Source organism: Nitrosopumilus sp. S4 (assembly GCF_054515835.1).
Window position 1 is genome coordinate 973,909 of sequence record NZ_CM137258.1, and the last position, 22,751, is coordinate 996,659.

The following is a 22,751-nucleotide window of genomic DNA, read 5'->3' on the forward strand; positions in this document are numbered from 1 at the left end:
CTTATCTTAAATTCCTCTTTAGTTTGTTAGAAACAATCTTCATTCTGTTTGATAGTTTTTTCATTAATTCTTCATAGAGTTCAATATGGCAATACTGAACATAGTCTAAACTAGATTTACAACCATCACAAATAGTACCCTCATATTCCATTTCACCAAATACTGTAGGGATTACACAGGTAACAAAATGAAGTTCTCTCTTTTGAGAACATTGATCACAAACGTCTAAAGGCATTAGAACATATCCTCATGTAGCAAGAAGTCAAGATAGTAGTTTACGGTTTTTTTTCTATGTGATTTTAAACAGTTGATCAAACCACTTTGTGAAACATGATTTTCCAAACAAATTTTACACAAATTATCTTTGAATCTATCAACAATAATCAAACAAACATCAATAAAGAATTTCTGATGAATATTGATTTGCCATATATGACGTTCTGCTTTTATGGTTCTACCATCAAACCATTTACCCTCAATCCATTTGCTCATCTTAGTATCACGCCCAAATCTACAATCATTGAAAATTCATTCAATGCTCTGCAGAACTTCTTTTTTGGAATGTCAGGATTATCTTCATCTTTGTGAACTTTACAGAAATGAATGTACAAACTCTGAATAGAATGATAGGTCTTAGAACGGTCACAGTATGGGCATATTACATCAATTCTAGTATCATTATGTGATGCTTTTCGTAGCGTGAGGTGCTTATATCGTTGTATTATCTTTAATGACATAGAAACACCTTTTGTGGAAGATTGGTCGTTTTGGTTGAAGTTTGGAATCCTAACAATTCCATTCTTTCTTTTTTATTTTGAATTAATAAAAAATCAGGCAGGGCAAGACCGATTAACCCTACCTGATTGGTTTGAACCGTTGCTATTACTTTAGCGAGTGTAAGTGAGGTCACTTCTGTGATACCTCATTTTTTAATTGATCAAATCGTTCTATGAAAAGGATTAGTAATTTTTCAAATGATATTAGTTCAGAGGGTACAAAAATTCTTTTAGAAATTTCATGTATTGTATTTTCAGAAACACTAGGTCTAATCATTCATACCACCAATGAAATTAATTTTGTTTTCATTGGTAGCAATGTTCACCAATGAAGAATTTTTGAAATCAATGCAATCATTGGCAGTTACATTAATTTTGAATGATGTTGTATTCATGTTCAATCTTGTACATGAGGATTATTTAAGGCACACTAAAAACAAATTCCTAACGATAATCGTATTGAATAAAGTAGTTCTAACAATAAAGTAGTAGGTGGTTCTAAGTTGTATTACAACAAAAGAAAACAACACTTGTTTTAGGTACGAATAAGGTAGTTCTAACAATAAAGTTGTAATTAATTTTACAATGAAAATAATTTCATTTTGATTTAACTAATTTCGTTTTGTTAAAACTACTTTAATTTTCATTTTACATAATCAAAAACAGTTTTCAAAGAATAAAAGAATTAATTTATCAAATGTCTTTTTGATTTTAATTTTATTTGTTTAGGCATAGGGTCTTTATTTATTCTTGATTAGATGTTTTTCTTATGAAATTAATTATTGGATTTATTGTCGGTGTTATCGCAACACTATCTTTCTTGTTTCTATTGAGTGGTAATCAGATATGAAACATCAGAAACAAATTCTAATTCTTGATACTACGATAATTGTATCGATTTTAGGCGTAATTTATGCTCTAAAGGGTGGTTTTCCATGATGAAATTTATGATATTCGGGTTTGGCGTAGTCATTGGTGTATCGTGGCAATTAATTTTTGATATAGTCAAAGGATATTTCTAAAAATGAAGTTCAACGCATATTTGATGAAAAATGCTAAGAAAGATGATTATCATAGATTATCTTATCAAGTAATGAGGGGGGATTATAGATTCCCTACAACTTCATCTTTAGGGGGATTGCGTAGATACTGTGAGAAATGTAAATTATCTGATCATGTGAAATCTGCATTAATTCAAACATTTGAAGAATTTACTGAATTACCATACGCTACAGTTTACCACAAACGAGACACTGCAAGAAAGAAAATAGGTTACTGAAATGCCTTATTGTCCTGAATGTAAATCTGTTTTAGATTACATAATATCAAACAACAAAGCACCAAATGATTATCGGATTAGAATTTACAACTGTAAGAAATGTACAAAGAAAAAAGATAAGAATACTATGATTGCAATTACCAAGAAACTTGTATCAGTTAATCAAACTTGGGAAATTATTAATGCAGATATTTTTGAGAATCCAAAAATCTAATCATTTATCTAATTTTAATTTTTTATTCCTATATTCTAAAAGTTTTCTATAAGCATTTTTTAACTGATCATGATTATCTGATTGTGCATCTGTGTTTTGTTTCATGTAATCCTTTATGGCATTGTTATTAAAAATTTTGAAAATTACTGAGCTAAATACTTCGTAGGCATATTTTGTTTCAATATTGTTTTCATTAATAAATAATGATAGCATTTCCATTTCAACTAAAAATTTTACTAATTCAAATTCATTGATTACTAAACTTGATACATCTGTTTTACCATTTCCAATTATTGTAATTGGCTTATTTTTCAATTCTGAATAAGAGATAGTGTGAATGATTATGGCATAAGGTTCAGAGAAAATTCGCTGAATGTAATTACTAGCGATTTCTATCGATCTTGCTTTTTTATCCTCTTTGAGTTGGGTTCTTTGCCCTTTGATTTGCCATGCTAATGTGCTTAATGCAATTATAACACCAAAAATAGTCGCAATTTGAACTAATTGCTCTATGGTCATACTTGTATCAAACACATCCTTTCCAAAAATGAAGAACTTATGAATTTAACATATTACAAACAAAATCTATTTTCGAGTAACAATCTCGAATACTAATGATTGAATGTCTAATTTTACTTTGTATTTATCTGCATATTGTTTGATGTTTTGAGTAAGACCTGATTCAACATCTTCTGCAATCTTAGACGTATCTGCAATTATTGCACATACATTAGGATATTGCTCAGAATATTCTTCTAATTGTGCGCTTAAGTTACGAAGATCTGTTCTACTCTTGGGAACTTTTAACTCAAAGACAAATTTGCCATCTATGACGATATCGAGTTTATCTTTATTTTGTGTAATTACCTCTCTCTCAATTTTTCTATTTGGATATTTTGCTTTCAAAAATATTGTTAATTGAGATTGTAACTCTTTTTCATCTAAAATTCTTTCAGGTTCAAAACTGTGTTCAATTTCATTTATAATATTTTGAAATTCTCTTTCATCTCCCGATTCATCAGAACCCATTCCAAAAAAACTAGGAACTACTAACTTTCTTTTAAGTGCAAAATCTTTTAATTGATTTAATTTGGTATTCCCATCTTTGAATTGCTCGATTATGAAATATTCAAATGTTTTTCTGTTGGGTTTTATTTCTCGTTTATTGCCATCATTATCTTTTTCAAATTCACGTGGTTCCATTCCTAAAATATCTGCACAATATGATTGAAGATGTTTAATTTCAAATTTATCTAAAATATTTTCAAATTCCTTAATCTGTGATTCGATCTGTGCTTTTTCCTCTGCTTCTATACGTTTACGTTCTTCTCGCTTCACCTTGATATCTTGAGCCTTATCTTCAATTTTTTCAGCAACTTTACCAAATATTTTCTTAAAGCCCATATTTTTCATAATTTCCATGTTAACTTAAGCATATTGGATTTTAAAAAATCCAAATTCCTCAAAACTGATGGGGGTCTTGATTTTAGGAATAATTACTATAACATATCATAGTTTCCCCCTGCTTTTTGAATCAGATTGTATCAAAGATTGATTTTTTCTATTAGTTTTAGGCATGAAATTACTAAATTTGCTTAAAACTACCTAAGAAATTGATAAGGATAGGAATAGATTTGGCAAAACAAGCACCAAAACTTACAAAAATTCAGGGTTTGAAACATCTTGCTCAAGTTAGAGAATTGTTTGATAAATATGACTATCCATTATGTGTCAAGGAAATCGATACTATTGATAATATATTAAAAACAACAAATAATTTTCCAATATTAAACTCTACATTCAAGGTTTTACAAACCACATTCATTCTTGAATACAATCATCAAAACAATAATGCATGGATTAAACATAGAACATTACTAAGTAAATTTTACAAGAAAAGAATCATCAATACAATGAAAAATAATGTTTCAGGATTAAACAATTTACATCTAAATATAAAATGGGGTAAGTTGATCAAAAAAAGATTAGATGCAAGAAAAGTAAATGATAGTCTACAAACAATGCTTGAAAAAGGTAGAGACACCAATTTTGACTATGCAGTAGCAGTAAGTTATCTCTATTTAGCTAATATTGATGGGGTTTATGGTAGAAATCTAAAAGATGTTGTAATTTGGGATAAACTATCAAAAGGTCAAAATGTGGACATGGAAGAAATTAGAAAGATGAAATTAACAGGTCAAAATGGAATTATTGAATATTTTGATGGAATAAAAGATAGTGAAATTCTTTTTGATGGATATGATGAACACATAAGAAATGCGATAGCACATTCTTCATTTACAGTAAATAAAAAGATGAAGATAACGTACATGGATAGAGATATCAAAACAGAAATTCAGTATGATGATTTGGTAGGTAAATGGCAAAATCTCACAAATCTTGATGAATTGGTATTTTTCTACAATCAGATTGAACAAGTAAATCGAGTGATTTCTGATTTACGATAATATCAAAGATTGATTGTTTCCCTAAATTCTAGGCGTAAATTTTCTAGAAACTACAATTATGCTCACAACAGATGTGATTAGAATCAATATTGCAATACTTCCAAACTCTGGAACTGCAACTGATTTGATAATGAGAGTTTCAAGAACATGATCATATACGTGTCTATATTCGTCAAAATGAATTGGAGGAGCTCCATATTCAACTACATAAGATTCTCTATCTTTGAAAAAATATGTAGATTCTTCCCCCATGTAAGGAATACCCTTGTCAATTCCCATATCCAAATCATAATTATAAATCACATAAACTTCCCAACCCCATGAATTAGATTTTACCCATGAATCCATTATCTTGGCACTTGGTTGTTCAATCATTATTTTATCTAAAACATATTCTTTGAGATTTTTTTCGGATAATGTAGAAACTTTAGATGTTGGTATATTTTCAAAATTTACAGCGATTAATGGTGATTCAAATTGAAATGGTAATCCCGATAATGCCATCTGCAAATCCATCATATTTGCATCATCATCTACATTTTCTAAACTAAATTCTTCTGGAAATGCCAACAGTTCATAGGTTCTACCATCTTCGGTTGTTATGCCCTCTTGATAACGCCAATTTGTAGGTATTTCAAAAGAAAATTCATATCGTTCATTTTCATAAAATCCCATTATTGCAGGTTTAGGTTCTGGCAAATCATAACACAATCCATCTTCCCAAAGATTTGGATAATCTACAGGACACCCATTATCTAAATAACATTCATCATTCCAATATTCTTCAAAACCTACATTACAATTATAATCATATTCTGATGTTTTATGACATTTCCCATTTTCCCAAAGATATGGAAATTCTGGATCAGGACATTCATCACTTGGTTCATATGAATACGTTTGTGCAAAAACAGTAGTAGGAATTAACAAAACAAATGCCATTAAAATAATTATTACAGGTTTCACTAATTTGCTACAAATATTCTAAACTTAAGCATATATCAAAATAGTGATAAATAGGCACAAAATAGAGGTATTTTCTTAGGTAGTTCTAACTAACGCCAAAAAAATTCATCTAGACCACCATGTTTCTTTTTTGCTAGTTGTGGGTGAACTATATCCTCAATAAATTCAGGGTATCGGATAAATTCAAGATTGTCAATTTTCTTAAATGTTTCTTTGAGTTCTTGAACTGAACAATTATCAACATCTAATTCCTTTAGTAGATTGTAGTAATCCCTATGCTTTTGCTTAGGTAACATTTTTTCAACACCATCTCTTTTGTAAATTCTTAAGGCAAATCTTCTATCTGTCCAAATTTGATTAGATACTTCTGGAATAAATTTTCTCATTGCATCTCTCAATGTTTTCTCATCTCTTTTTCGTAGATGTTCTAATGCAGGATCAACGTTATCGAATCCCTCAATACAATGACTGCCAATGGTCATTATCAGTTTTTTCTTATCGTTTTTAATTCTGTATTCATATATCATTCCATGTCCACAATATTGACAACTATCTCGGGCTTTTGATGTAGTGTTTTCTTTTTTGTTATCCTCATGTTCTTGTTTAATTCGACCTAATCTATCAGGTTCTTCTTTTTCCAATAAATCAAAGAATGGTTCTATTTCTTCATAATCTTCTAATCCCTCTAAACTGAATTGATAATACTCTCTACCTTGTGCATCTTTCAATCTACCAATAATTGAAACGGTTGTCCAATCATCTTTATCAGTATTAGTTAATTTTTCAAATAATCGTTTTTGTCTTACACATTGACCACCGTTATTATCTGAACCTGCATCAGATTGAAAACTAGTATCTTCATCAAAACTCATAGAATATTACTTCATTTTTCTTCAATATATGGATCATGCTAACTATAATGTTGGATCAGTAATTTTGCTTAGTTGGAACTACCTAACTATGTCATTTTACCGTATTATTTGATGAATCATATCGGACATTTTCAAAATATTTTGACACCATTGACACCATTAAACGAAATTTGATGGTGTCAGTAAATTATGCCTAGAGTATTTAATTGACACCATGACACCATTGACACCATCAATTTTGAGTAACTTGAAATCTGAATGAAAAATCAACAGTTTGAAAGTTTTGCGAAAACAACGGTGTCAACGGTGTCAACGGTGTCACACGCCTAAGCCCTGCCTAGATTTTGACACCATTAAAATCAATTTGATGGTGTCAGTAGGCTTTTGATGGTGTCAGTTTGAAATTTGTAAAAATGGAAATGTCCAATTTGAAAAACACTTCAAAATCAAAGGCTAGAACTACCTAAATCAATATTCTTCAATAGATATGGATCAGGATTTCATAGTATACTTATGTTGTTTTGCATGAAGTTTATATCTACAATAACCAATATTCTATGATTACAATGGTATTGAAATTGCAATGTGTAGATTCAATGACAGTAGAACAAGTCAAAGAAAAACTACTGAAAAAATATGCAAAAACTCATGGTGGTTCAGGAAATAGAGATTTGATCATTATGAAACAAAAAGAGGGGTATGGTGATTCTACTTATCTAGTTCTTGATGGTTCACCACCTAAAGGATATGGTATTTGGATTGATGATAGAAGAACATTAAATCTCTATGATGCAAATGGAGATAATTTCAGAAAATACTATCTTCAAATGGGAATATCTGGTTTAGAGGAATCCAACTGATTCTCTATTCATTTTTTATTCTTTTCCAATTTTCCAACTAATTCATCATGTTTGAATCTTGCTTGATCAGTAGTCATATTATAGATAATTCCTTTTTCTTTTTCAATTCTTCTGATTTCCAATTCATCTTCTTTGGCGTGTTCCTCAACGGTTCTAATATCTATCATCTTTGAATCAATCCTACTTTCAATCAATCTCATTTTCTCATCAAATCTAGATTCCAAATCTACAAACTTTGATAGTTTTGCTTCTAATTCTTTTACCTGTTTTTCTTTCTCTTTGAGTTCATTACCCTCTTTGAGATAGTTGGTATAATTTGAAAAGATGTTGATATGTTCAGATGCCTTCATAAATTCTGCTCTAGATTTGTCAGGATATAGTTTATCTTGCTTCTCATAACTATCACCCACTTTGTGACCTATTGCCAATTCACAAACGTATGATGCAACGCCATTTACTATCAATGTGGATTTCAACAAATCCCTCAACTCATGTGATGTTTTCTCATTCTTTACAGTTAGATTAGAATTGTTGATTTTCTTCTGAATCCCTGCATTTTCAGCAAGTCTAGGAATTAGGCTAGTAAGCCATTGAACCCTGATTGGTTGATTGAATCTACCAATGAATATTGGTTGGTTTGATTTCATATTTTCACCTGTTTTAGAAAATCTTACTTTGAACCATTTTTGAAGTGCTTGAATTGCATCAACATCAAGATAACCAACATGGGTATAGTTTGTCTTAATTCTGGTTAATCTGATTGGTACAGGACATTTAGAAATATCCCAATTATCATAATTTTCTGTACCGAAATATTCTACTAATTGATCCCATGCTTGAAAGTTGAATCGGTCACAAAATGTAGAATTATCCAAACCTCTATGAAATTTGCATAAAATTACTGCTTTCTCTTTTGTTGTAATTCCACCTGATGTAATCATAGCATACAAATCAGTTAGGGATAAGGTGGCATTACTACTTTCTTCACTAAAATCTTGATGGTTGATTCTTGGATCATACTTGAATTTCAACTCACATTCATTTTTCTCAAAGTAGGATAGAATGGCATTTCGTTTCATCTTCATATATCCAACACTACACTTTCTATTCATCTCATCATTGAGGAATCGCTTGATTACCCTGATAAAATCAGAATCAGAGTTAAACGACCTTTTGAATAATTCTAAGAAATGCTCTAATCCCTCAATGGTGATTTTTTCAGTAACTATTTCAAATTGAGTTTCAGTTAGATGCTTTGTTTGTTTAAACTCAAAGGTTTTGCCATGTAGCCAATTATTAAATTCCCATGTCCTGTATAGGTAATTTCTCTTAGTAGAACTATCATAACTTACTGATTTGAGGTATTTGGTTTTTGTGCCTTTCAACTGTTCGCTAAAGTATTGTACTGTGTCTAGTTGGCAAAAATCCTCAAATGACAATCCAATAGATTCAGGTTCTTTGATGATACCCAATTCCTTAGCAATTTTGAGGGTATTATCTACAACGTGCTTTGATGCAACTAGTTTACTCTTGGCGTTCTTTGATGCTAGATAATCAGCATTTTCAACTATCAGGTTTTTTGGTTCAAAGGTATCACCCTTTTTCAATAGTGTAATACATTTCAAAACAGATGGTCTTAGTTTGACATTGTGTTTCTTTGGGTCATATTCTTCTAAGACTTGGTAGCATCTATTCGTCAAATTACAAACAAAAATGGGTACAAAGTATATTAGAATTAATTTAGCAAGATGGTTTTACTTCCGAATAATTTTGTGTTTTTATACTTATTTTGCAATAAATGCCAGGTATCTGATTCTGTGGACATGTATTGTAATTGATATCCCCCTGCCCAGAATCAGTTACTTTGATTTGGTTTTATTTTTGATGTAATCAATATGGATCTTGTAAAGACCCGATTGATAATGAGGATTTTTAGTGATTAGTAATTTTTCTTTCAAATCTTCTTTTGATTCATACATGTTTTTCTCAAAGATTCCTTTCTCTTCAAGTGTTAAGCAAATATCTTGCCATATCTGGACTTCTTTAGGATTTTTATTTCCAGTTGCATAATACACATACAGTAATCGAAGTTTGTTATATTCATCTAAAGACATTGATTTGCCTAAAAGGTAATTTCTTTTCAAAGTTTGAAAATAAACCAAACCATTTGCAGTGACTACATAATCAAAAAGTTTGGGATAATCATTAATTTCAATTGGTGCCAGAGGATTATTTTGATCAGCATTCATGTGTAGGAATAAAGACCATCCAGGGAATTATTTTTTTCTTATGATTTAAATTTCTTCAGTCCTTCACTCACAACTAAATTTAGTACATGCGAGAAACTAACTGATTTTTCAGATGATTTGATCATCTTTGCTTGAATTGTACGAAGTTTTTCAACATTCAAAGGAGTCAAAACAACAGTGATTCTATTACTCATATTGTAAATTATCTGATTTCCTATAAAAACAGGTTAGGAATTAAGCCATTTGATTGATATTGGAATTTATAGATGATTATTTTAGATAATAGATAATGGCAAAAGGTAGAATGAGATATTGGAAGATCACATCTGAAGAATTGGCAGGATATTCATACGATGAGAAAAACTTGCTTAATTGGGAAATTAAATGTGTGAGAGAACCAGATGATGCTGCCCAATTCATTGGCGTTTTCATGTATAGGCACGGTACTGCTTATGATTATCAATCAGTAAAAGGAATCTGTTATTTTCATAACAATATAGATAGAAAGGAACTTCCTTCGATTACCAGTTTTCTCCAAGGGAAATTCAACGGCAAGGAGATGGAGAAAGGAGATAGGATATTTCTCAAAGATTCTAAAGAAATCTATTCTGCAAAAGACATTTCAGATTTAGCAAAGGCTATGGAAGAAAAATTCAACACCAAGGCCATCATTTCTTTGGAATTTGAAGGCATTACTGCAGAACAGCTAAAAGAAGCAGGTCTTCCTGAAGCAAAATTATTGCCTATTCCCACTTGATTGATATAGTTTAAAGCATAAAGATACCCAATGTCAGAATTGGAAGGATTCAATCAACATCTTGAAGAATTAAGAAAAAGAATCCTACGAATTGTTTTAGTAGTGGGAATTATTACAGTGTTAATACTTTCACTACATCTTGAACCAATTGAACTAAATTCTGTAACTCTTTATTATCCGACTCTAGAGCCACTAAACAACATAGCAGCTCAAATTACCAACCACATGAAAAATAATTTAGTTCCACAAGACGTGCAATTAATTCAAACCGCACCAGGACAGGCATTCTTTGCTCAAGTATACATTGCAGCATTGGTTGGAATCGTGGTTGGAATGCCAATAATAATAAAAGAATTTGTAGGCTTCATCAAACCGGCATTAAAAGAAAATGAGATCAATGTTAGCAGAAGCATTACAATTCCAGCTTTGGGACTATTTATTGCTGGATGTTTATTTTCATATAATTTTGTCATTCCATACATTTTGGATTTTTTGTATAGATATGGAGAATCAGCAGGGCTAGTTACATTTTTGAATGTAATTGATTTTGTAACATTTGTTTTACAGTTTTTGCTAGCATTTGGTTTTTCATTTCAGCTTCCACTTGTAATGTATGCCATTTCAGTTTCTGGAATGGTGGATTCGGATTTTTGGAGAAAGAATATTAGATATGCGATTGTTGCCATTGTTATTTTTGGAGCGGTAATTACTCCTGATGGAAGTGGGGTTACTATGTGGTTTATAGCAGGACCTATGATTGCACTCTATTCGGCAGGCATGATTATCATTGAGCGTAAAGAACGCAAAAAGTTGAACACTTAAATCCAAATTTAATCAATTAGATATATAATGTTAGGAATGGGCTTGGCCAATTTCATTGCAGGACAGGAATGGATCTTCATCATTATCATTGCAGTAGTTTTCATTTTTGGTGCAAAAAAGATCCCAGAACTTGCTAAAACCTTTGGTAAAGCAAAAGGTGAGTTTGAAAAGGGTAAAATTGAAGGCGAAAAAGAACTCAAAGATTTCAAAGATAAAGAATTAAAATCAGACTAGTTTTCAGCGATTTTTACAAAATCATCTAGTATTTTAGAATAATTTTCTTTAAAATCATTTTTCCCAAACAATGTCATTATCTTTTGTTTTCCTTTTATTTTTATGTCCACGTCAACGATAACTTTGGTATTCTCGTCCAATTTTACAAATTGTTGTTTAAAGTAACTTCCTTTAGCATCACCACCAATTACAAAAATCTCATGTAATACAGGTTCCTCAGAAACATGTTTTGCCATAATTACAAATTCTTTGTCATCAAAATTCACGTGCTCCTCTACAACTGCCACATTATTTCGCACAGACCTAACTCGTATTGATGGATAATGTTGCGAGAATCTTTCTTGATATTTTTCATAATTTGAAAAGATTTCAAATACTTTATCCCTATTAGCATGAATTATTTTTTCTAAGGAAAATTTAGGCAAACTTGATTTAGAAAGTACCCCATCGAGGGTATAAGTTATGCTCTATATCAAATTGGTCTAAACACTTTCCAACCCCATGATTTACAATATCATCGATTGTTTTTGGTTTTGTATAAAATTCTGTTACAGGGGGCAAAATCACAATTCCCAATCTAGATAGTTTTAGCATATTTTCAAGATGGATTGCAGACATTGGAGTCTCCCTAACCATTAGAATTAATTTTCTAGATTCTTTTATTGTCACACCGGCAGCTCTAGCAATTAATGTATCATCATATCCATTTGCAATAGAAGACAGTGTCTTCATACTACATGGTGCTACTATCATCCCATCAATTCTGTGGGTTCCGCTTGATACGCTTGAGGCCATATTTTTTTCATCTGAAATTGTGGTTGCAAGTGACTTTACATAATCAAGTGAATACTCTGTCTCCATAGCAATACATTTTGTAGCCCATTCAGACATAATCAAGTGTGTTTCAACATTTAATTTTTTTAATACCTCCAACATTCTAATTCCATAAATAACACCAGTACTGCCTGTGATTCCAATAACTAATTTCATAATTACTTAACCAGTTCACAGTATTTTATCTATTAGATAACCATACATGCTTAGCACTAGAGATTTTTGGAATATTCACTATCCAAATTCATCAAATCATTTTGCTCTTTTCTTCTCTTTAGCCACAATGAAATGCCTCCAATAGCCATGGCAGTAAGTAAAATCACTCCTGCCATCTGAAGTTCAAAATGGTATAGCACAACAAATATCACATCTCTTTCATGAAAAATCTTGTGATTATGTACGATCTGAACAAATGGAAAATTAGCTATATTAGATCCTCTAATCTAGGCATAATGTGATTAAAAGTTCTGAGATTAAGAAAATAGTAAATGACTATACAGATGTAAAAATTGGGGTTTTAGGAAGTCATTCAGCACTAGAAGTAATGGATGGAGCAAAAGATGAGGATTTTCAAACAATGGTTTTTTGTCAAAAAGGCAGAGAAGGACCATATCAAAGATTCAACAGAATTGCAGATGAGATAATAATTTTAGATAAATTCAAAGATATGGCCTCGGCTCAAAACCAAAAAAAAATACGTGATACAAATACAATAATTGTTCCACATAGATCACTTACTGTTTATCTAGGATACAAAACCATTGAGAATTCATTTAAAGTTCCAATCTTTGGCAATAGAAAATTATTCCAAGCTGAAGAAAGAACAGCTAAAAAAGGACAATACTACCTACTTGAAAAAGCCAAAATAAAATATCCAAAATTGTTCAAAGATCCAAAACAAATCAACAAACCATGTATTGTTAAAGTTCAAGAGAAAAATCGACCTCTTGAGAGAGCCTTCTTCACAGTATCATCTTACAAAGATTTTAAAGAAAAATCCGAAGCTAAAATCAAGCAAGGCATTATTGCAAGAAAGGATCTTGAAAAGTCAAGTATTGAAGAATTAGCAATTGGAACTTATATGAATTTTAATTTCTTTCACACACCAATTTCTGATCATGTAGATTTTATTGGAATTGAGAGAAGGTTACAAACCAATATTCACGACTATAATGCACTTCCAGCCAAGCAGCAATTAGATATCGATGTGGATTTACAAAATATCGAGGTTGGGCACACACCAGCAAGCATTAGAGAATCACTTCTTGAGAAGGTTATCAAAATGGGGGACAAATTTGTGGCTGCAGTTAAGAAAGAATATGCCCCTGGAATCATTGGCCCATTCTCACTACAAAGCGTAATCACAAAAGATTTGGAGCTAATTGTTTATGATGTATCATTACGCGTTCCGGGAAACCCAATTGTTGCAACCACAAGTCCATATACAAAATATCAATATGGAAAAACTTTTGGCGTAGGACGAAGGATTGCCATGGAAATTAAAAGAGCGCAAGAAGAAGATCGTCTTGACGAAATTGTAACATAAATTTCTAGAAATTCATTATCAATAATCATCTCACAAAATTAAGAAATTAAAAAGGCGCAAACCCCCTTATTGCAGAACTTTGAGAGATTCCCTCTCGTGGTCAAACGTTAAACGTTTGATTGCCTTTGTTGTTCTGCGGGGCAGCGCAGTCTAATCGCCAGATTTTACAACTAACGACATCATTTACTATATGCAATTTTACTATTTAACATTTAGTATGAATAATTTCAATAAAATATCAAAGATTATGTAATTATTTGTTTACAAATTTTAAAAAATATTTGGCACTAGAAAAAAAACTATGTATCCCATAAATACAGAATTTAAGAAAAACATAACATGACTCGACGTGTTACAATAATGATCGAAGATGAACTTGATAAAAAAATAAGAGTGATCCAAGCAAAAAAAATGCAAAAACAAAACTCTGCATACAGCTACTCAAGAGCTGTAAATGATATAATCAAAAAGTGCATCTAAGATCAACAAAAATATATTTTCACAAAAAATCAATCATAATGTTAATTGGCTAGATTGAGAAATATATTGAATACTCAACGTTCTCTCTCAAATAATTAAAACGGTTTGATGTTTGAGAGAAAACTGCTGGATGCCAATTAGCGATACAAACTCTTTTTTGTGCTAATTTTATAGTAATTCTGTGGGTAGAACTATTTTCATTAAGGAGATTATCAGCATTTCAAAAGAGCCAAAATTATGCCCCACATGTGAAAAAGATGACAAGCTAGAGAAAGAATTAATCAGAGAAGAAAGATCATGTGGAAAAACAATTTTATGTTCACGGTGTGAGGCATTAATTGTCATCACCACCAACAATCTAAGACAAGTAGAATTATCATCAAGAAAAGATGACACCATTATGCTGAAAGAACCCCACATTATTAGAAAAGTAGAATATTAAGAATCAGATTTGTTCAATAATTCTTTGATTATGTAAGTCCTAACATTTGCAAATTCCCATTCCCTCAGATTAGCATTTTTGCATTCTTCTTTAATTATGAGACCGGCAAGACCCTTACTCCAAATATGTCGTTTTGGATCATAAACCTCAAGGATTTTTCCATGTTTGGTGATTTTGATTGCCCCATGACATCTTTTGATTACCTGTAAAGCAATTTTGTGATAGAGTTTTTCAAAATTTACCATGAGATTATAAAATCAAAACTCATCAAAAAGGTTGGCATTTACTAGATACAAGAATAATATACTATGAAAGAAGTAAACAAAAATGCTGATGATTAATCAAAATAAGCTATAACTGATTGTTGATGAGTTTGCCGAATTATGAAGCATGTTTTTAAAAAATTAGGATGTTCTGTCATGAACATTGACTGTCATCGATAAAGGAGGAGATAATGCTTCAGGATTATCAATGCTCTCCCAAACGAAAACTTGTATGTGATAAATACCAGATTCAGTTGGGATCCAAGACTGTGCAGGTGAAAATGATTGTTTTGGAGATAGTGAACCTGTCAACCATGAAAGAGAGATTACAACACCATCCTCATTAGTTACTTGAGTAATATATGCAAAAATTTGCGGGATATTCTGACTATTTGTTATATCAGCAGCAATCATTATTTGCTCATCAACTATGTGTATTTTTTCTTCAGAAACAACATTGGCAGTAATGTCTTCTGCAAAAACAGTACTAGTTCCAGATAAAATTAAAAATATTGAAAAAAACAGAACTTTCATATCATGTATTAGCATCATGTATATTTAATCTAGCTAATGAATAACTTGCCTAAAAAATTTCCCGAATATTCAATAATGCACAAAACACTAACAAAAAAAATCAAAGAATTAAAGAATACTGAATGTAAAAAATCAGATTTTGAAGCAACCCAATTTAAAATTAAAAAATATCAAAGAGAATTAGACAAAATAGAGGAGATGTTTCCAGATAAATTTTTTGAGAATCCGGAATGATCATTCATGTTCATGGCCACAACCACATTGATGTGAATCATCATTGTATGTAATTAGTTGCTCTACCATCTCATCACGAATTTTTAGCAAATCACCAACTTGTTGTTTTAGAGAATCAGAATCCCAATGTTTTTGATGAAGTTCTCTAATGGCGTCAATAATTTCTAAATCAACATTTAGTAGATTATCCATAATTTGTTCTTGTTCGCTCATAATTATTCAAATAATTACTACCACAAAAACTAATCTAAAGAATTAAGGAAACCTATGCTTCCATGCTTTCTTTGAGCAGATTCTTTCTAACTAGAATAGGGATATTGTAAAAGGCACCCAATGCCATAGCATCTGAAGCCCGATAGTTTCGTAAAACAAGGTCTTTTTTTCCAGTAAAATACAGATTTGCCCTTAGAACCTCTCCACTTTCATAAATCTTGACTTTAACTAAGACAAGCTCGTTTTCCTCACAAATTTCTTCTATCATTTTGTAAATGGATGGAACTGGCTCACTTTCTGTTTCTGAAAAACTCGAGATATGTCTTGCTACCTCACCAGAGAATGCCCTCATGTGAAATTCTTTTCCGCTATCTGCCTTGAGAATTACCATTCCTTCAACAGCATAAGGGTCTACAAATCCTACATAATCTATTTTTACTGATTCATAATCTGGTTCTTGTGCTTGATTAATCTCCATCGTAATACGCATAATTTCTATTCAATCCTTATAAAGATAGCAAAAATTCTGAGATCAGTAGATTGCTTTACTCAGGTAAAGAATTTTTTAACGATCAAGACTAATGCGTAACCCCAAATTATTTAAAATCCCCAACTATGGGTAGCTTTATGTCAACAAATCCAGAACGTGCAGTATCATATGTTCTGAGCAAATATGTGACCGAATACATGGATAAAGATGTCCTTATTCTAAGTCAGAAAACACTAACAAGAGAAGCTGCTAGAATGCTACGACATTATGAAACAGACGATATTATTGTAACTGATGAAAATAGAATGCCAGTAGGAATTGTTACTGATGAAGATATTCTTAGCAAGGTTAGTGATGTGACAGTTTACGCAGAAACTACAACACTAAAAGACATTATGAGTGAACCACTCATTACAATTAACGAAAAGGCAACTCTTCAGGATGCCTTACATAAAATGAGAGATGGACATATTAGAAAACTCCCAGTATTATCAAAGAAAAATGAAGTTATTGGAATGATATTTCAAACTGCAATAGCTAATGCAATTAGAGATGCAACTGCTATTGCACCTCGTTTATTGAGTCCACCAGTAAAAGCAGTTCTAGGGAATCTAGGATTTGTATTACAATTTGCAGGAGTATTGCTTTTGGTACCAGCAATTGTGGCAACTATTCTAGAAGATACAACCACTGCAACTGGAATTTATCTTACAACCGTTCTTTTACTTGTGACAGGTTTTTTCCTAAACTCATATGGTGAAAAATCAAGTCTTAATCTCCAACAAGCATCAATCTTAGTTTTTTCAAGTCTATTTCTGCTATCATTATTTGGGACTGTCCCGTATCTGTATGTTCAACCTAGTAATGAATCAAGCATAGAAGTCTTTGGAAATGCATTTTTTTCAAGTGCAGCAGGATTTACGACGGGGGGAATATCATTATATTCTAATCCAGAGGATTTATCTCAGAGTTTTACATTCTACCGGAGTTACACCCAACTTGTAGGAGGAATGAGTTTCATTTACCTAGTGATTACTGCATTTTATCCAGAATCAAAATTGCAATCCATGCGTGGATTTATTTCTGGCAGAACCCTCCACATGAAGGAGCTCTTTTCTACAATTACTATCATTTTTGCAGTATACATCATCATTGTAGCAGTTTTACTATACTTCTTTGGGGAAAGAAACATCATTGATAATTTTGCATTAGCAATGAGCACTCTTGCAACTGGAGGATTCGTACCCCATTCAGAAATTCTAGACGATTTGCTTTGGCAAGAGGACTTAATTTTAATGGGTGCAATGATTTTAGGAGCTTTACCATTTACATTCCATTATGCATTTGTAAGAAAAAAATTCCTTGCACCAAAACTTGGTAAAGAAGTTCTTGTTTATTTTGCGATTTTAGGAAGTGCCACAGTTTTATTCATAGGAGTTAGCGGATTAGACCCATTACAAAGTGCATTTTATTCAGTCTCTGCTAGTACAACTGCAGGATTACAAAAAGAAAGCTTAGCTGGACTAAGCGGTGCAGCACATACAATTTTGATCATACTAATGTTCATTGGTGGTTGTGGATTTTCAACTGCGGGGGGTTTGAAAATATTCAGATTATTCCATTTGAAAGATTGTAGAAATTTATTTAGTAAAGCTAAAAGGATCGAAATGTCCAGTCTAGCAAAAAAAGACATTATTGCCACATTAATTATTATCGCATTATTTCCAACCATAGCTGGAATAACGGGATTACATTTAGCAGCTTCAGAAAATATTTCATATCAAGAGGCATTCTTTGAGTCTGTAGGAGTTATTACCACGGGAGGACTTTCAGCAGGAGTTATTGATTTTGATACGGATCCTGCAACCAAGATTGTTCTAGGATTTTTAATGATATTTGGCAGATTAGAAATAATTGCAATCATTTACATCTTTATTCCTAAATTAAGTTAGATAGAATTTAATTTCAACAAAAAAATCCACATATGAAGAATATGACTAAAAGTTCTCACAAAGGAAAGAAATTGATTGTTGTAGGGTTTGCCTCAATAGCAATTTTATTTTTATTATATGGACGATATCAAGATCCGGAAGTTTTTACGCCTAGTGCAATGGATTCAATTCAAAGAATAGCCTATGGATTTTACATCACACTAATGGTATCGTTTGGAGCTATTGCATTTGGGCTGCACAGATACCAAATGGAGAAAGTTGAAAGAAAGAAAAACGACATATCCACTACAATAGCCCTAACTACTTGGAATCCAAGAGCACGAAAAATTTTTGTTTTAACATTTATTTTGTATGGAATTTTCTTTGCCCTAGTATCAGGAACGTTAGTGTATCAACCAGAAGTAAATTTTGCTATTCATTATGGCGCAGAAATTCCTTCAGGTTTTGTAGCACCATGTTGTGATGGCCCTGGATATATGCCAAAAATCATAATCTATTTGACAGAGCATGTAGGATTGCAGATAATTCCAATTAATTTAGTCTTACAAGTAATTGTGTCATATTTGGTTGCTCTGAATATGGCAATTGCAGTAAATGCATATACAATTTCAAAAAAGGGCAGAGGTGTAAGTACTATTGGAGCTGCCACAGGATTGTTCATTGCATGTCCTACATGTGCGGGGACTTTTCTATCAATTTTTATCGGAACTGCAAGTGGAATAGCATTATCAATTGCACTAACTCAATTACAAACACTATTCATTGCAATATCCATACCAGTTTTACTAGTAACACCATACATCATGGCAAAAAAATTACAAAATGCAGATGGAAGTTGTAAGATAGATCCAACTAAGTGAATTTTTTAACTTCTGGAATTTTGTGATTGCCAATATCATATCCATCACGACGTAAGAATTTCAGAGTTAATTTGTAAATTAATTCATCATGATCTACTTGTTCTAAAATTTCAGTCCATAAGACTTTGCCATTTTCATCAATCTGTCTTTTAAAATCAGGATTCATTGATTCAGCAATATCCCTACACTGATCAAAAGTTTTTCCATTTTTGTATGCACGAACCCTTCTATCACAGCTATCCATAACAAATGTAGATCAAAATTGTAAATAAACCTAGATTTGGGTGTTTCAAACAAATATCAGTAATCTTGTAGTACTTTATGGGAATAAAATCAGCTGATGAATACGTTGATTTTTTCATCAAACTTAACATGGGACCAAATGTTAGTTTACTGAGTTTTATCAATAATGAAAAACTAGTTCTAAAGCAAAAATTAGAATATAAAAATTTAGAAAAAGAACCAATCAGAAATGGAATTGGATTCTTAGAAAAATTAGCAAGGGAAATTAATGAGTTGGGCGAAAAAGCAGTGTTAGAAAAATATCAAAAATAGTATCTTGGAGAAACAATGGATAAAAATACAGAAATTATAAAAACGGAGATAATCAGGATACTCAACGAAAATGGAAAAATTCGTGGTACAGAGCTTGCTAAGAGAGTAATCAAAAAAGTTGGAAATGAAAAAATGGTATACAGAGAAATTAGCTCACTAGTTGAATCGGGCCAAATAGAAAAAAAAGTCCACAGCAGATCACATATTGAATATGAACTGATTAATCTTTATGAATCCGTTAACAATCAACTTAAAAATTTACATAATGAGATTGAAATGATTTATGAAGAAATAATAAATTTTGAAATTCTAAATAAGGAAAATAAATATTCGTTTCACGAAAGATTAAGAGGGCTAATCCACTTAATTCACATAGTTCAAGCAACTGACGGCATAATGAGATTATTATCATTTTATCCCACGTTTAAAAAAGATAAAATGTATTCTCAAATAAATCGAAAAATCAATGATTGTTGGCAAACAATTATGAATATTGTTGCACATCAACCCGAGGATGATTTTTTAAACGAAGTCCTAGGAAATTTAAGAATTTCTCAGTACGATATAAAGAACCTGAATTAGAATTTCTGTAATTTTTCTACAATCACTTTAAGCATTTCCTCATCATCTAAAAGAATCAAAGGGAAATTATTTTCTTGACTTGCCTTACGAAATTCAGTGTCTTTAGTAACTATTATCATGTTATTCTCACGAGCATAATTAATAATTGAATAATCAGAACCTAACTTCTTTCCTTCTAGTTGTAATTTTCTTACGCTGTAAGCCTCATACCCTTTTTCTTTAAGTCTTTCATCCATTCCATCTAAATTTTCATCAACTAAAATTTTCATATTTTTTTAACTCCATGTTTCAATATTAGTGTAAATCAAGAATTTAGGAACAAGTACTTATTTTCAAAAATTCAAAGAATTGTAATGGATGAGAAAAAAGAAGATAGGTCTGAGGAATCACGAAAAAACCACATTACCTACTATAGATCATTATGCAAAGTTATACAAGAAATTCAAGATGAAATTAATTCGGAATCAAATTCAACTGTAAAAAGTCATCTTAAGAGTCGAATTGAAGCTATGGAAAAAGATAAGAAAAGAATCAAAGATATGTTTCCAGACATGAAAGAGGAGGACTGGAATGGTCACACAGGGTGAAAAAAATCACAACAAACATCTGGATTTACTTCAAGAATACAAAATTCATCTTGTAAAGTATATCGAAGGATTAGAAAAATTAGATCAGCAATCAGAGTTTGCAAAAAAATGGAATGAAACTACAATAAAAGAGCGAAAACAGGAACTATTAGTAATCGATAAAATTTTGAAAAACTTAATCAGATTTCAAGGATGATTTTCTAGTGTAATATCATATAATTTTTCACAAAATTCATGTACATTTTCTGATGAAATCCCATCAAACCAAGCCATTTCCTTATCAATATGATATCCTTGAATATCAGCATCTGATTTATTTTTCAGATATAGGACTTCTACATCTACAAGTTTTTTAATCAAATTCATTTCTTTTTCAGATAAATCATAATCACAAGTCATTAAATCGATTTGAACAAAATAATTTCCATGTCTAGGATCAATTTTTGCTTTGATGAAGGGTATGTTTAGTTGTTGACATTCCCTATAATGCTTGTCGTATTCAAACATTTTTGAATCACCAAGATATTTGTGAAATGTCATGTTAATAGAAAATTAGGAGATTATCTAAATATTTTCTATAGGTTAGAAGTGATTTTCTTGATTTTTGTCACCAATCGGATTTTTGTATTTATTGGCATCTCAGGCTCCATAGTAAAATACACGATATTTCTTTTAGTGTAAATCACCATTTGAGAAACTTTTTCACGCTCGACATGAACATATCTAACTTTGCCAAGAGATTTATCAAATTCTTTACGCATTGCACGTCGTTGTGCAACTTGTTTACAGAAATGCTCCTCTTCTTTTTGAGTTTTAAGATTAGTTTTTCCTGTCTTCATAATTGCTTCTCGTATATTTCCTTTAGAGTCAATAATTGCTGCAAACCTCATTTTAGGATCTAAATTGAGAATATGTTGGACAGTTTCTAATAGATCTACTTTCTGCTTCACAGACATATCTAGTATAAAATTCAAAATTACTAAATATAATCTATTAAAAAAATTTTTAATTCACATAAAGAGCCCAGACAGGGTTAAATTATTTGAAATTAATCACATATAATGAAAAATTCCATAATCCAGGTTCTCGATGAATTGACAGAGCAATCAAGAAAAGAGAAATCAAGAGAGGTAGTCGTACTACCTGAAGATCGAATGCTTGCAATAACAAAAGAAACTGGCGAGTTGATTAATATGATTTTAAGGCTAAAAAATGCAAAAAATATGCTTGAAATTGGAATGTCAGTAGGGTATTCTACTATTTGGTGTGCAGAGGCAATATCAGAACAATCAGGTAAAATTATAACAATTGAAAGGAATCCAAATAAAATCAAAATGGCTCAAATAAATTTTCAAAAAGCAGGCATATCAGACACTATATCAATAATGCAAGGTGAGGCACTTGAAATATTAACAAAACTCAGTTTAGGTAATGAACATACTGAATTTTTTGATTGTGTTCTAATTGATGCAGATAAAGAAAACGTAAAAGAGTATTTTGATTTAATATTACCATTAGTGTCCACAAACGGAGTCATCATTACAGATAACATGTTATACCCAGAAAAATACAGGGAGGAAATGAAGGAATTCTCAAAATATCTAAGAAAAAATCCCAATCTTAGAACCATTACATCGCCAATAGGAAATGGAGAAGAGATTACAATAAAAATAAGGTGACAA

The 22,751-nt window shown here is 31.3% G+C and carries 41 protein-coding genes; 18 read left to right on the forward strand and 23 right to left on the reverse strand.

Translation table 11 applies throughout. The features are described 5' to 3' along the window. Window position 1 precedes the first annotated feature (1 nt). The 5 genes from ACX119_RS05525 to ACX119_RS05545 all read right to left on the reverse strand — a co-directional run bounded on the left by ACX119_RS05525 (window position 2) and on the right by ACX119_RS05545 (window position 1,171). Window positions 2-235, reverse strand: a complete 234-nt coding sequence (locus tag ACX119_RS05525; protein ID WP_459350303.1) for a hypothetical protein — start codon at window positions 233-235, stop codon at window positions 2-4. Beyond that, window positions 235-492 (reverse strand): hypothetical protein, encoded by a 258-nt coding sequence (locus tag ACX119_RS05530; RefSeq protein ID WP_459350304.1) that lies wholly within the window; start codon window positions 490-492, stop codon window positions 235-237. The genes ACX119_RS05525 and ACX119_RS05530 overlap by 1 nt, the downstream gene beginning before the upstream one ends. After that, on the reverse strand, window positions 489-737 hold the full coding sequence (locus tag ACX119_RS05535; protein WP_459350305.1) for a hypothetical protein: 249 nt from the start codon (window positions 735-737) through the stop codon (window positions 489-491). The genes ACX119_RS05530 and ACX119_RS05535 overlap by 4 nt, the downstream gene beginning before the upstream one ends. Then, on the reverse strand, window positions 728-910 hold the full coding sequence (locus tag ACX119_RS05540) for a hypothetical protein (protein ID WP_459350306.1): 183 nt from the start codon (window positions 908-910) through the stop codon (window positions 728-730). Before ACX119_RS05540 ends, ACX119_RS05535 begins: the two co-directional genes overlap by 10 nt. Window positions 911-1,045: 135 nt before the next feature. Then, a complete protein-coding gene (locus ACX119_RS05545; RefSeq protein WP_459350307.1) occupies window positions 1,046-1,171 on the reverse strand; it encodes a hypothetical protein in 126 nt (41 codons plus the stop codon). Window positions 1,172-1,800: 629 nt separating this feature from the next. Between ACX119_RS05545 and ACX119_RS05550 the strand changes: the two genes are divergently transcribed. Both ACX119_RS05550 and ACX119_RS05555 read left to right on the forward strand, forming a co-directional pair. Further along, the gene (locus ACX119_RS05550; RefSeq protein WP_459350308.1) at window positions 1,801-2,055 is read left to right on the forward strand and encodes a hypothetical protein; all 255 of its coding nucleotides are present in this window, start codon (window positions 1,801-1,803) and stop codon (window positions 2,053-2,055) included. A gap of 1 nt (window position 2,056) precedes the next feature. After that, window positions 2,057-2,269 (forward strand): hypothetical protein, encoded by a 213-nt coding sequence (locus tag ACX119_RS05555; protein ID WP_459350309.1) that lies wholly within the window; start codon window positions 2,057-2,059, stop codon window positions 2,267-2,269. On the opposite strand, the gene ACX119_RS05560 is transcribed toward ACX119_RS05555, so the two are convergent. Together ACX119_RS05560 and ACX119_RS05565 are read right to left on the reverse strand one after the other, a co-directional pair. Further along, window positions 2,270-2,803 (reverse strand): hypothetical protein, encoded by a 534-nt coding sequence (locus ACX119_RS05560; RefSeq protein ID WP_459350310.1) that lies wholly within the window; start codon window positions 2,801-2,803, stop codon window positions 2,270-2,272. A 51-nt stretch (window positions 2,804-2,854) separates the two neighbouring features. Then, window positions 2,855-3,691: a hypothetical protein gene (locus ACX119_RS05565; RefSeq protein WP_459350311.1), complete on the reverse strand. Its 837-nt coding sequence runs from the start codon at window positions 3,689-3,691 to the stop codon at window positions 2,855-2,857. Window positions 3,692-3,903: 212 nt separating this feature from the next. On the opposite strand from ACX119_RS05565, the gene ACX119_RS05570 reads away from it, so the two are divergent. Beyond that, on the forward strand, window positions 3,904-4,737 hold the full coding sequence (locus ACX119_RS05570) for a hypothetical protein (protein WP_459350312.1): 834 nt from the start codon (window positions 3,904-3,906) through the stop codon (window positions 4,735-4,737). 21 nt (window positions 4,738-4,758) lie between these two features. Here the strand turns inward: ACX119_RS05570 and ACX119_RS05575 are convergent, their stop codons facing one another. Together ACX119_RS05575 and ACX119_RS05580 are read right to left on the reverse strand one after the other, a co-directional pair. Next, window positions 4,759-5,703, reverse strand: coding sequence for a PEFG-CTERM sorting domain-containing protein (locus tag ACX119_RS05575; RefSeq protein ID WP_459350313.1), 945 nt, complete (start codon window positions 5,701-5,703; stop codon window positions 4,759-4,761). 89 nt (window positions 5,704-5,792) lie between these two features. Next, window positions 5,793-6,575 (reverse strand): hypothetical protein, encoded by a 783-nt coding sequence (locus ACX119_RS05580; RefSeq protein ID WP_459350314.1) that lies wholly within the window; start codon window positions 6,573-6,575, stop codon window positions 5,793-5,795. A gap of 596 nt (window positions 6,576-7,171) precedes the next feature. Here ACX119_RS05580 and ACX119_RS05585 point away from each other — a divergent pair. Next, window positions 7,172-7,435: a hypothetical protein gene (locus ACX119_RS05585; protein WP_459350315.1), complete on the forward strand. Its 264-nt coding sequence runs from the start codon at window positions 7,172-7,174 to the stop codon at window positions 7,433-7,435. 8 nt (window positions 7,436-7,443) lie between these two features. On the opposite strand, the gene ACX119_RS05590 is transcribed toward ACX119_RS05585, so the two are convergent. The 3 genes from ACX119_RS05590 to ACX119_RS05600 all read right to left on the reverse strand — a co-directional run bounded on the left by ACX119_RS05590 (window position 7,444) and on the right by ACX119_RS05600 (window position 9,878). Next, on the reverse strand, window positions 7,444-9,135 hold the full coding sequence (locus tag ACX119_RS05590) for a hypothetical protein (protein ID WP_459350316.1): 1,692 nt from the start codon (window positions 9,133-9,135) through the stop codon (window positions 7,444-7,446). Window positions 9,136-9,294: 159 nt separating this feature from the next. Next, entirely contained in the window at window positions 9,295-9,684 is a 390-nt protein-coding gene (locus ACX119_RS05595; RefSeq protein WP_459350317.1) for a hypothetical protein, read from the reverse strand. A gap of 38 nt (window positions 9,685-9,722) precedes the next feature. Then, window positions 9,723-9,878: a hypothetical protein gene (locus tag ACX119_RS05600; RefSeq protein WP_459350318.1), complete on the reverse strand. Its 156-nt coding sequence runs from the start codon at window positions 9,876-9,878 to the stop codon at window positions 9,723-9,725. Between the two features lie 95 nt (window positions 9,879-9,973). On the opposite strand from ACX119_RS05600, the gene ACX119_RS05605 reads away from it, so the two are divergent. The 3 genes from ACX119_RS05605 to ACX119_RS05615 are packed head-to-tail and all read left to right on the forward strand — an operon-like array spanning window position 9,974 to window position 11,497. Continuing rightward, window positions 9,974-10,441: a hypothetical protein gene (locus ACX119_RS05605; RefSeq protein ID WP_459350319.1), complete on the forward strand. Its 468-nt coding sequence runs from the start codon at window positions 9,974-9,976 to the stop codon at window positions 10,439-10,441. Between the two features lie 30 nt (window positions 10,442-10,471). Next, the gene (tatC, locus tag ACX119_RS05610) at window positions 10,472-11,263 is read left to right on the forward strand and encodes a twin-arginine translocase subunit TatC (RefSeq protein ID WP_459350320.1); all 792 of its coding nucleotides are present in this window, start codon (window positions 10,472-10,474) and stop codon (window positions 11,261-11,263) included. 27 nt (window positions 11,264-11,290) lie between these two features. Further along, window positions 11,291-11,497: a Sec-independent protein translocase subunit TatA/TatB gene (locus ACX119_RS05615; protein WP_297592162.1), complete on the forward strand. Its 207-nt coding sequence runs from the start codon at window positions 11,291-11,293 to the stop codon at window positions 11,495-11,497. Here ACX119_RS05615 and ACX119_RS05620 read toward each other — a convergent pair. The 3 genes from ACX119_RS05620 to ACX119_RS05630 form a co-directional block, all read right to left on the reverse strand. Beyond that, window positions 11,494-11,784: a hypothetical protein gene (locus ACX119_RS05620; protein WP_459350321.1), complete on the reverse strand. Its 291-nt coding sequence runs from the start codon at window positions 11,782-11,784 to the stop codon at window positions 11,494-11,496. The genes ACX119_RS05615 and ACX119_RS05620 overlap by 4 nt on opposite strands. 145 nt (window positions 11,785-11,929) lie before the next feature. Then, a complete protein-coding gene (locus tag ACX119_RS05625) occupies window positions 11,930-12,487 on the reverse strand; it encodes a UbiX family flavin prenyltransferase (protein WP_459350322.1) in 558 nt (185 codons plus the stop codon). Between the two features lie 56 nt (window positions 12,488-12,543). Further along, entirely contained in the window at window positions 12,544-12,687 is a 144-nt protein-coding gene (locus ACX119_RS05630) for a hypothetical protein (protein WP_459350323.1), read from the reverse strand. 98 nt (window positions 12,688-12,785) lie between these two features. Between ACX119_RS05630 and ACX119_RS05635 the strand changes: the two genes are divergently transcribed. The 3 genes from ACX119_RS05635 to ACX119_RS05645 all read left to right on the forward strand — a co-directional run bounded on the left by ACX119_RS05635 (window position 12,786) and on the right by ACX119_RS05645 (window position 14,799). Beyond that, window positions 12,786-13,877: a DUF1297 domain-containing protein gene (locus ACX119_RS05635; RefSeq protein WP_459350324.1), complete on the forward strand. Its 1,092-nt coding sequence runs from the start codon at window positions 12,786-12,788 to the stop codon at window positions 13,875-13,877. Window positions 13,878-14,216: 339 nt separating this feature from the next. Beyond that, on the forward strand, window positions 14,217-14,357 hold the full coding sequence (locus tag ACX119_RS05640; RefSeq protein WP_459350325.1) for a hypothetical protein: 141 nt from the start codon (window positions 14,217-14,219) through the stop codon (window positions 14,355-14,357). Between the two features lie 181 nt (window positions 14,358-14,538). Further along, window positions 14,539-14,799, forward strand: a complete 261-nt coding sequence (locus tag ACX119_RS05645; RefSeq protein WP_459350326.1) for a hypothetical protein — start codon at window positions 14,539-14,541, stop codon at window positions 14,797-14,799. Here ACX119_RS05645 and ACX119_RS05650 read toward each other — a convergent pair. Next, entirely contained in the window at window positions 14,796-15,044 is a 249-nt protein-coding gene (locus tag ACX119_RS05650; RefSeq protein ID WP_459350327.1) for a hypothetical protein, read from the reverse strand. The genes ACX119_RS05645 and ACX119_RS05650 overlap by 4 nt on opposite strands. A gap of 159 nt (window positions 15,045-15,203) precedes the next feature. After that, window positions 15,204-15,596 carry a hypothetical protein gene (locus ACX119_RS05655; protein WP_459350328.1) on the reverse strand — a complete coding sequence of 131 codons (393 nt, stop codon included), beginning with the start codon at window positions 15,594-15,596 and terminating at the stop codon, window positions 15,204-15,206. Window positions 15,597-15,632: 36 nt separating this feature from the next. On the opposite strand from ACX119_RS05655, the gene ACX119_RS05660 reads away from it, so the two are divergent. Beyond that, entirely contained in the window at window positions 15,633-15,830 is a 198-nt protein-coding gene (locus tag ACX119_RS05660) for a hypothetical protein (protein ID WP_459350329.1), read from the forward strand. Here the strand turns inward: ACX119_RS05660 and ACX119_RS05665 are convergent, their stop codons facing one another. Then, the gene (locus ACX119_RS05665; protein WP_459350330.1) at window positions 15,831-16,043 is read right to left on the reverse strand and encodes a hypothetical protein; all 213 of its coding nucleotides are present in this window, start codon (window positions 16,041-16,043) and stop codon (window positions 15,831-15,833) included. A 52-nt stretch (window positions 16,044-16,095) separates the two neighbouring features. Then, on the reverse strand, window positions 16,096-16,521 hold the full coding sequence (locus ACX119_RS05670; RefSeq protein ID WP_459350331.1) for a bifunctional nuclease family protein: 426 nt from the start codon (window positions 16,519-16,521) through the stop codon (window positions 16,096-16,098). A gap of 149 nt (window positions 16,522-16,670) precedes the next feature. Here ACX119_RS05670 and ACX119_RS05675 point away from each other — a divergent pair, with 149 nt between their 5' ends. Then, window positions 16,671-18,485: a potassium transporter TrkG gene (locus tag ACX119_RS05675; RefSeq protein WP_459350332.1), complete on the forward strand. Its 1,815-nt coding sequence runs from the start codon at window positions 16,671-16,673 to the stop codon at window positions 18,483-18,485. Between the two features lie 41 nt (window positions 18,486-18,526). After that, entirely contained in the window at window positions 18,527-19,345 is an 819-nt protein-coding gene (locus ACX119_RS05680) for a hypothetical protein (RefSeq protein WP_459350333.1), read from the forward strand. On the opposite strand, the gene ACX119_RS05685 is transcribed toward ACX119_RS05680, so the two are convergent. Further along, complete coding sequence (locus ACX119_RS05685) at window positions 19,338-19,589, reverse strand: hypothetical protein (RefSeq protein WP_297592149.1); 252 nt, start codon at window positions 19,587-19,589, stop codon at window positions 19,338-19,340. The genes ACX119_RS05680 and ACX119_RS05685 overlap by 8 nt on opposite strands. 77 nt (window positions 19,590-19,666) lie before the next feature. Between ACX119_RS05685 and ACX119_RS05690 the strand changes: the two genes are divergently transcribed. Both ACX119_RS05690 and ACX119_RS05695 read left to right on the forward strand, forming a co-directional pair. Further along, on the forward strand, window positions 19,667-19,900 hold the full coding sequence (locus tag ACX119_RS05690; protein ID WP_459350334.1) for a hypothetical protein: 234 nt from the start codon (window positions 19,667-19,669) through the stop codon (window positions 19,898-19,900). Between the two features lie 15 nt (window positions 19,901-19,915). After that, a complete protein-coding gene (locus tag ACX119_RS05695; protein WP_459350335.1) occupies window positions 19,916-20,482 on the forward strand; it encodes a hypothetical protein in 567 nt (188 codons plus the stop codon). Here the strand turns inward: ACX119_RS05695 and ACX119_RS05700 are convergent. After that, the gene (locus tag ACX119_RS05700; RefSeq protein ID WP_459350336.1) at window positions 20,479-20,751 is read right to left on the reverse strand and encodes a DUF5615 family PIN-like protein; all 273 of its coding nucleotides are present in this window, start codon (window positions 20,749-20,751) and stop codon (window positions 20,479-20,481) included. The genes ACX119_RS05695 and ACX119_RS05700 overlap by 4 nt on opposite strands. Window positions 20,752-20,835: 84 nt before the next feature. Between ACX119_RS05700 and ACX119_RS05705 the strand changes: the two genes are divergently transcribed. Then, complete coding sequence (locus tag ACX119_RS05705) at window positions 20,836-21,069, forward strand: hypothetical protein (protein WP_459350337.1); 234 nt, start codon at window positions 20,836-20,838, stop codon at window positions 21,067-21,069. After that, window positions 21,053-21,265 carry a hypothetical protein gene (locus ACX119_RS05710; RefSeq protein WP_459350338.1) on the forward strand — a complete coding sequence of 71 codons (213 nt, stop codon included), beginning with the start codon at window positions 21,053-21,055 and terminating at the stop codon, window positions 21,263-21,265. The genes ACX119_RS05705 and ACX119_RS05710 overlap by 17 nt, the downstream gene beginning before the upstream one ends. On the opposite strand, the gene ACX119_RS05715 is transcribed toward ACX119_RS05710, so the two are convergent. Beyond that, the gene (locus ACX119_RS05715) at window positions 21,256-21,609 is read right to left on the reverse strand and encodes a hypothetical protein (protein ID WP_459350339.1); all 354 of its coding nucleotides are present in this window, start codon (window positions 21,607-21,609) and stop codon (window positions 21,256-21,258) included. The genes ACX119_RS05710 and ACX119_RS05715 overlap by 10 nt on opposite strands. Before the next feature lie 35 nt (window positions 21,610-21,644). Then, window positions 21,645-22,025, reverse strand: coding sequence for a DUF6659 family protein (locus ACX119_RS05720; protein WP_459350340.1), 381 nt, complete (start codon window positions 22,023-22,025; stop codon window positions 21,645-21,647). A gap of 105 nt (window positions 22,026-22,130) precedes the next feature. On the opposite strand from ACX119_RS05720, the gene ACX119_RS05725 reads away from it, so the two are divergent. Next, on the forward strand, window positions 22,131-22,748 hold the full coding sequence (locus tag ACX119_RS05725) for an O-methyltransferase (RefSeq protein ID WP_459350341.1): 618 nt from the start codon (window positions 22,131-22,133) through the stop codon (window positions 22,746-22,748). Window positions 22,749-22,751: the final 3 nt, after the last annotated feature.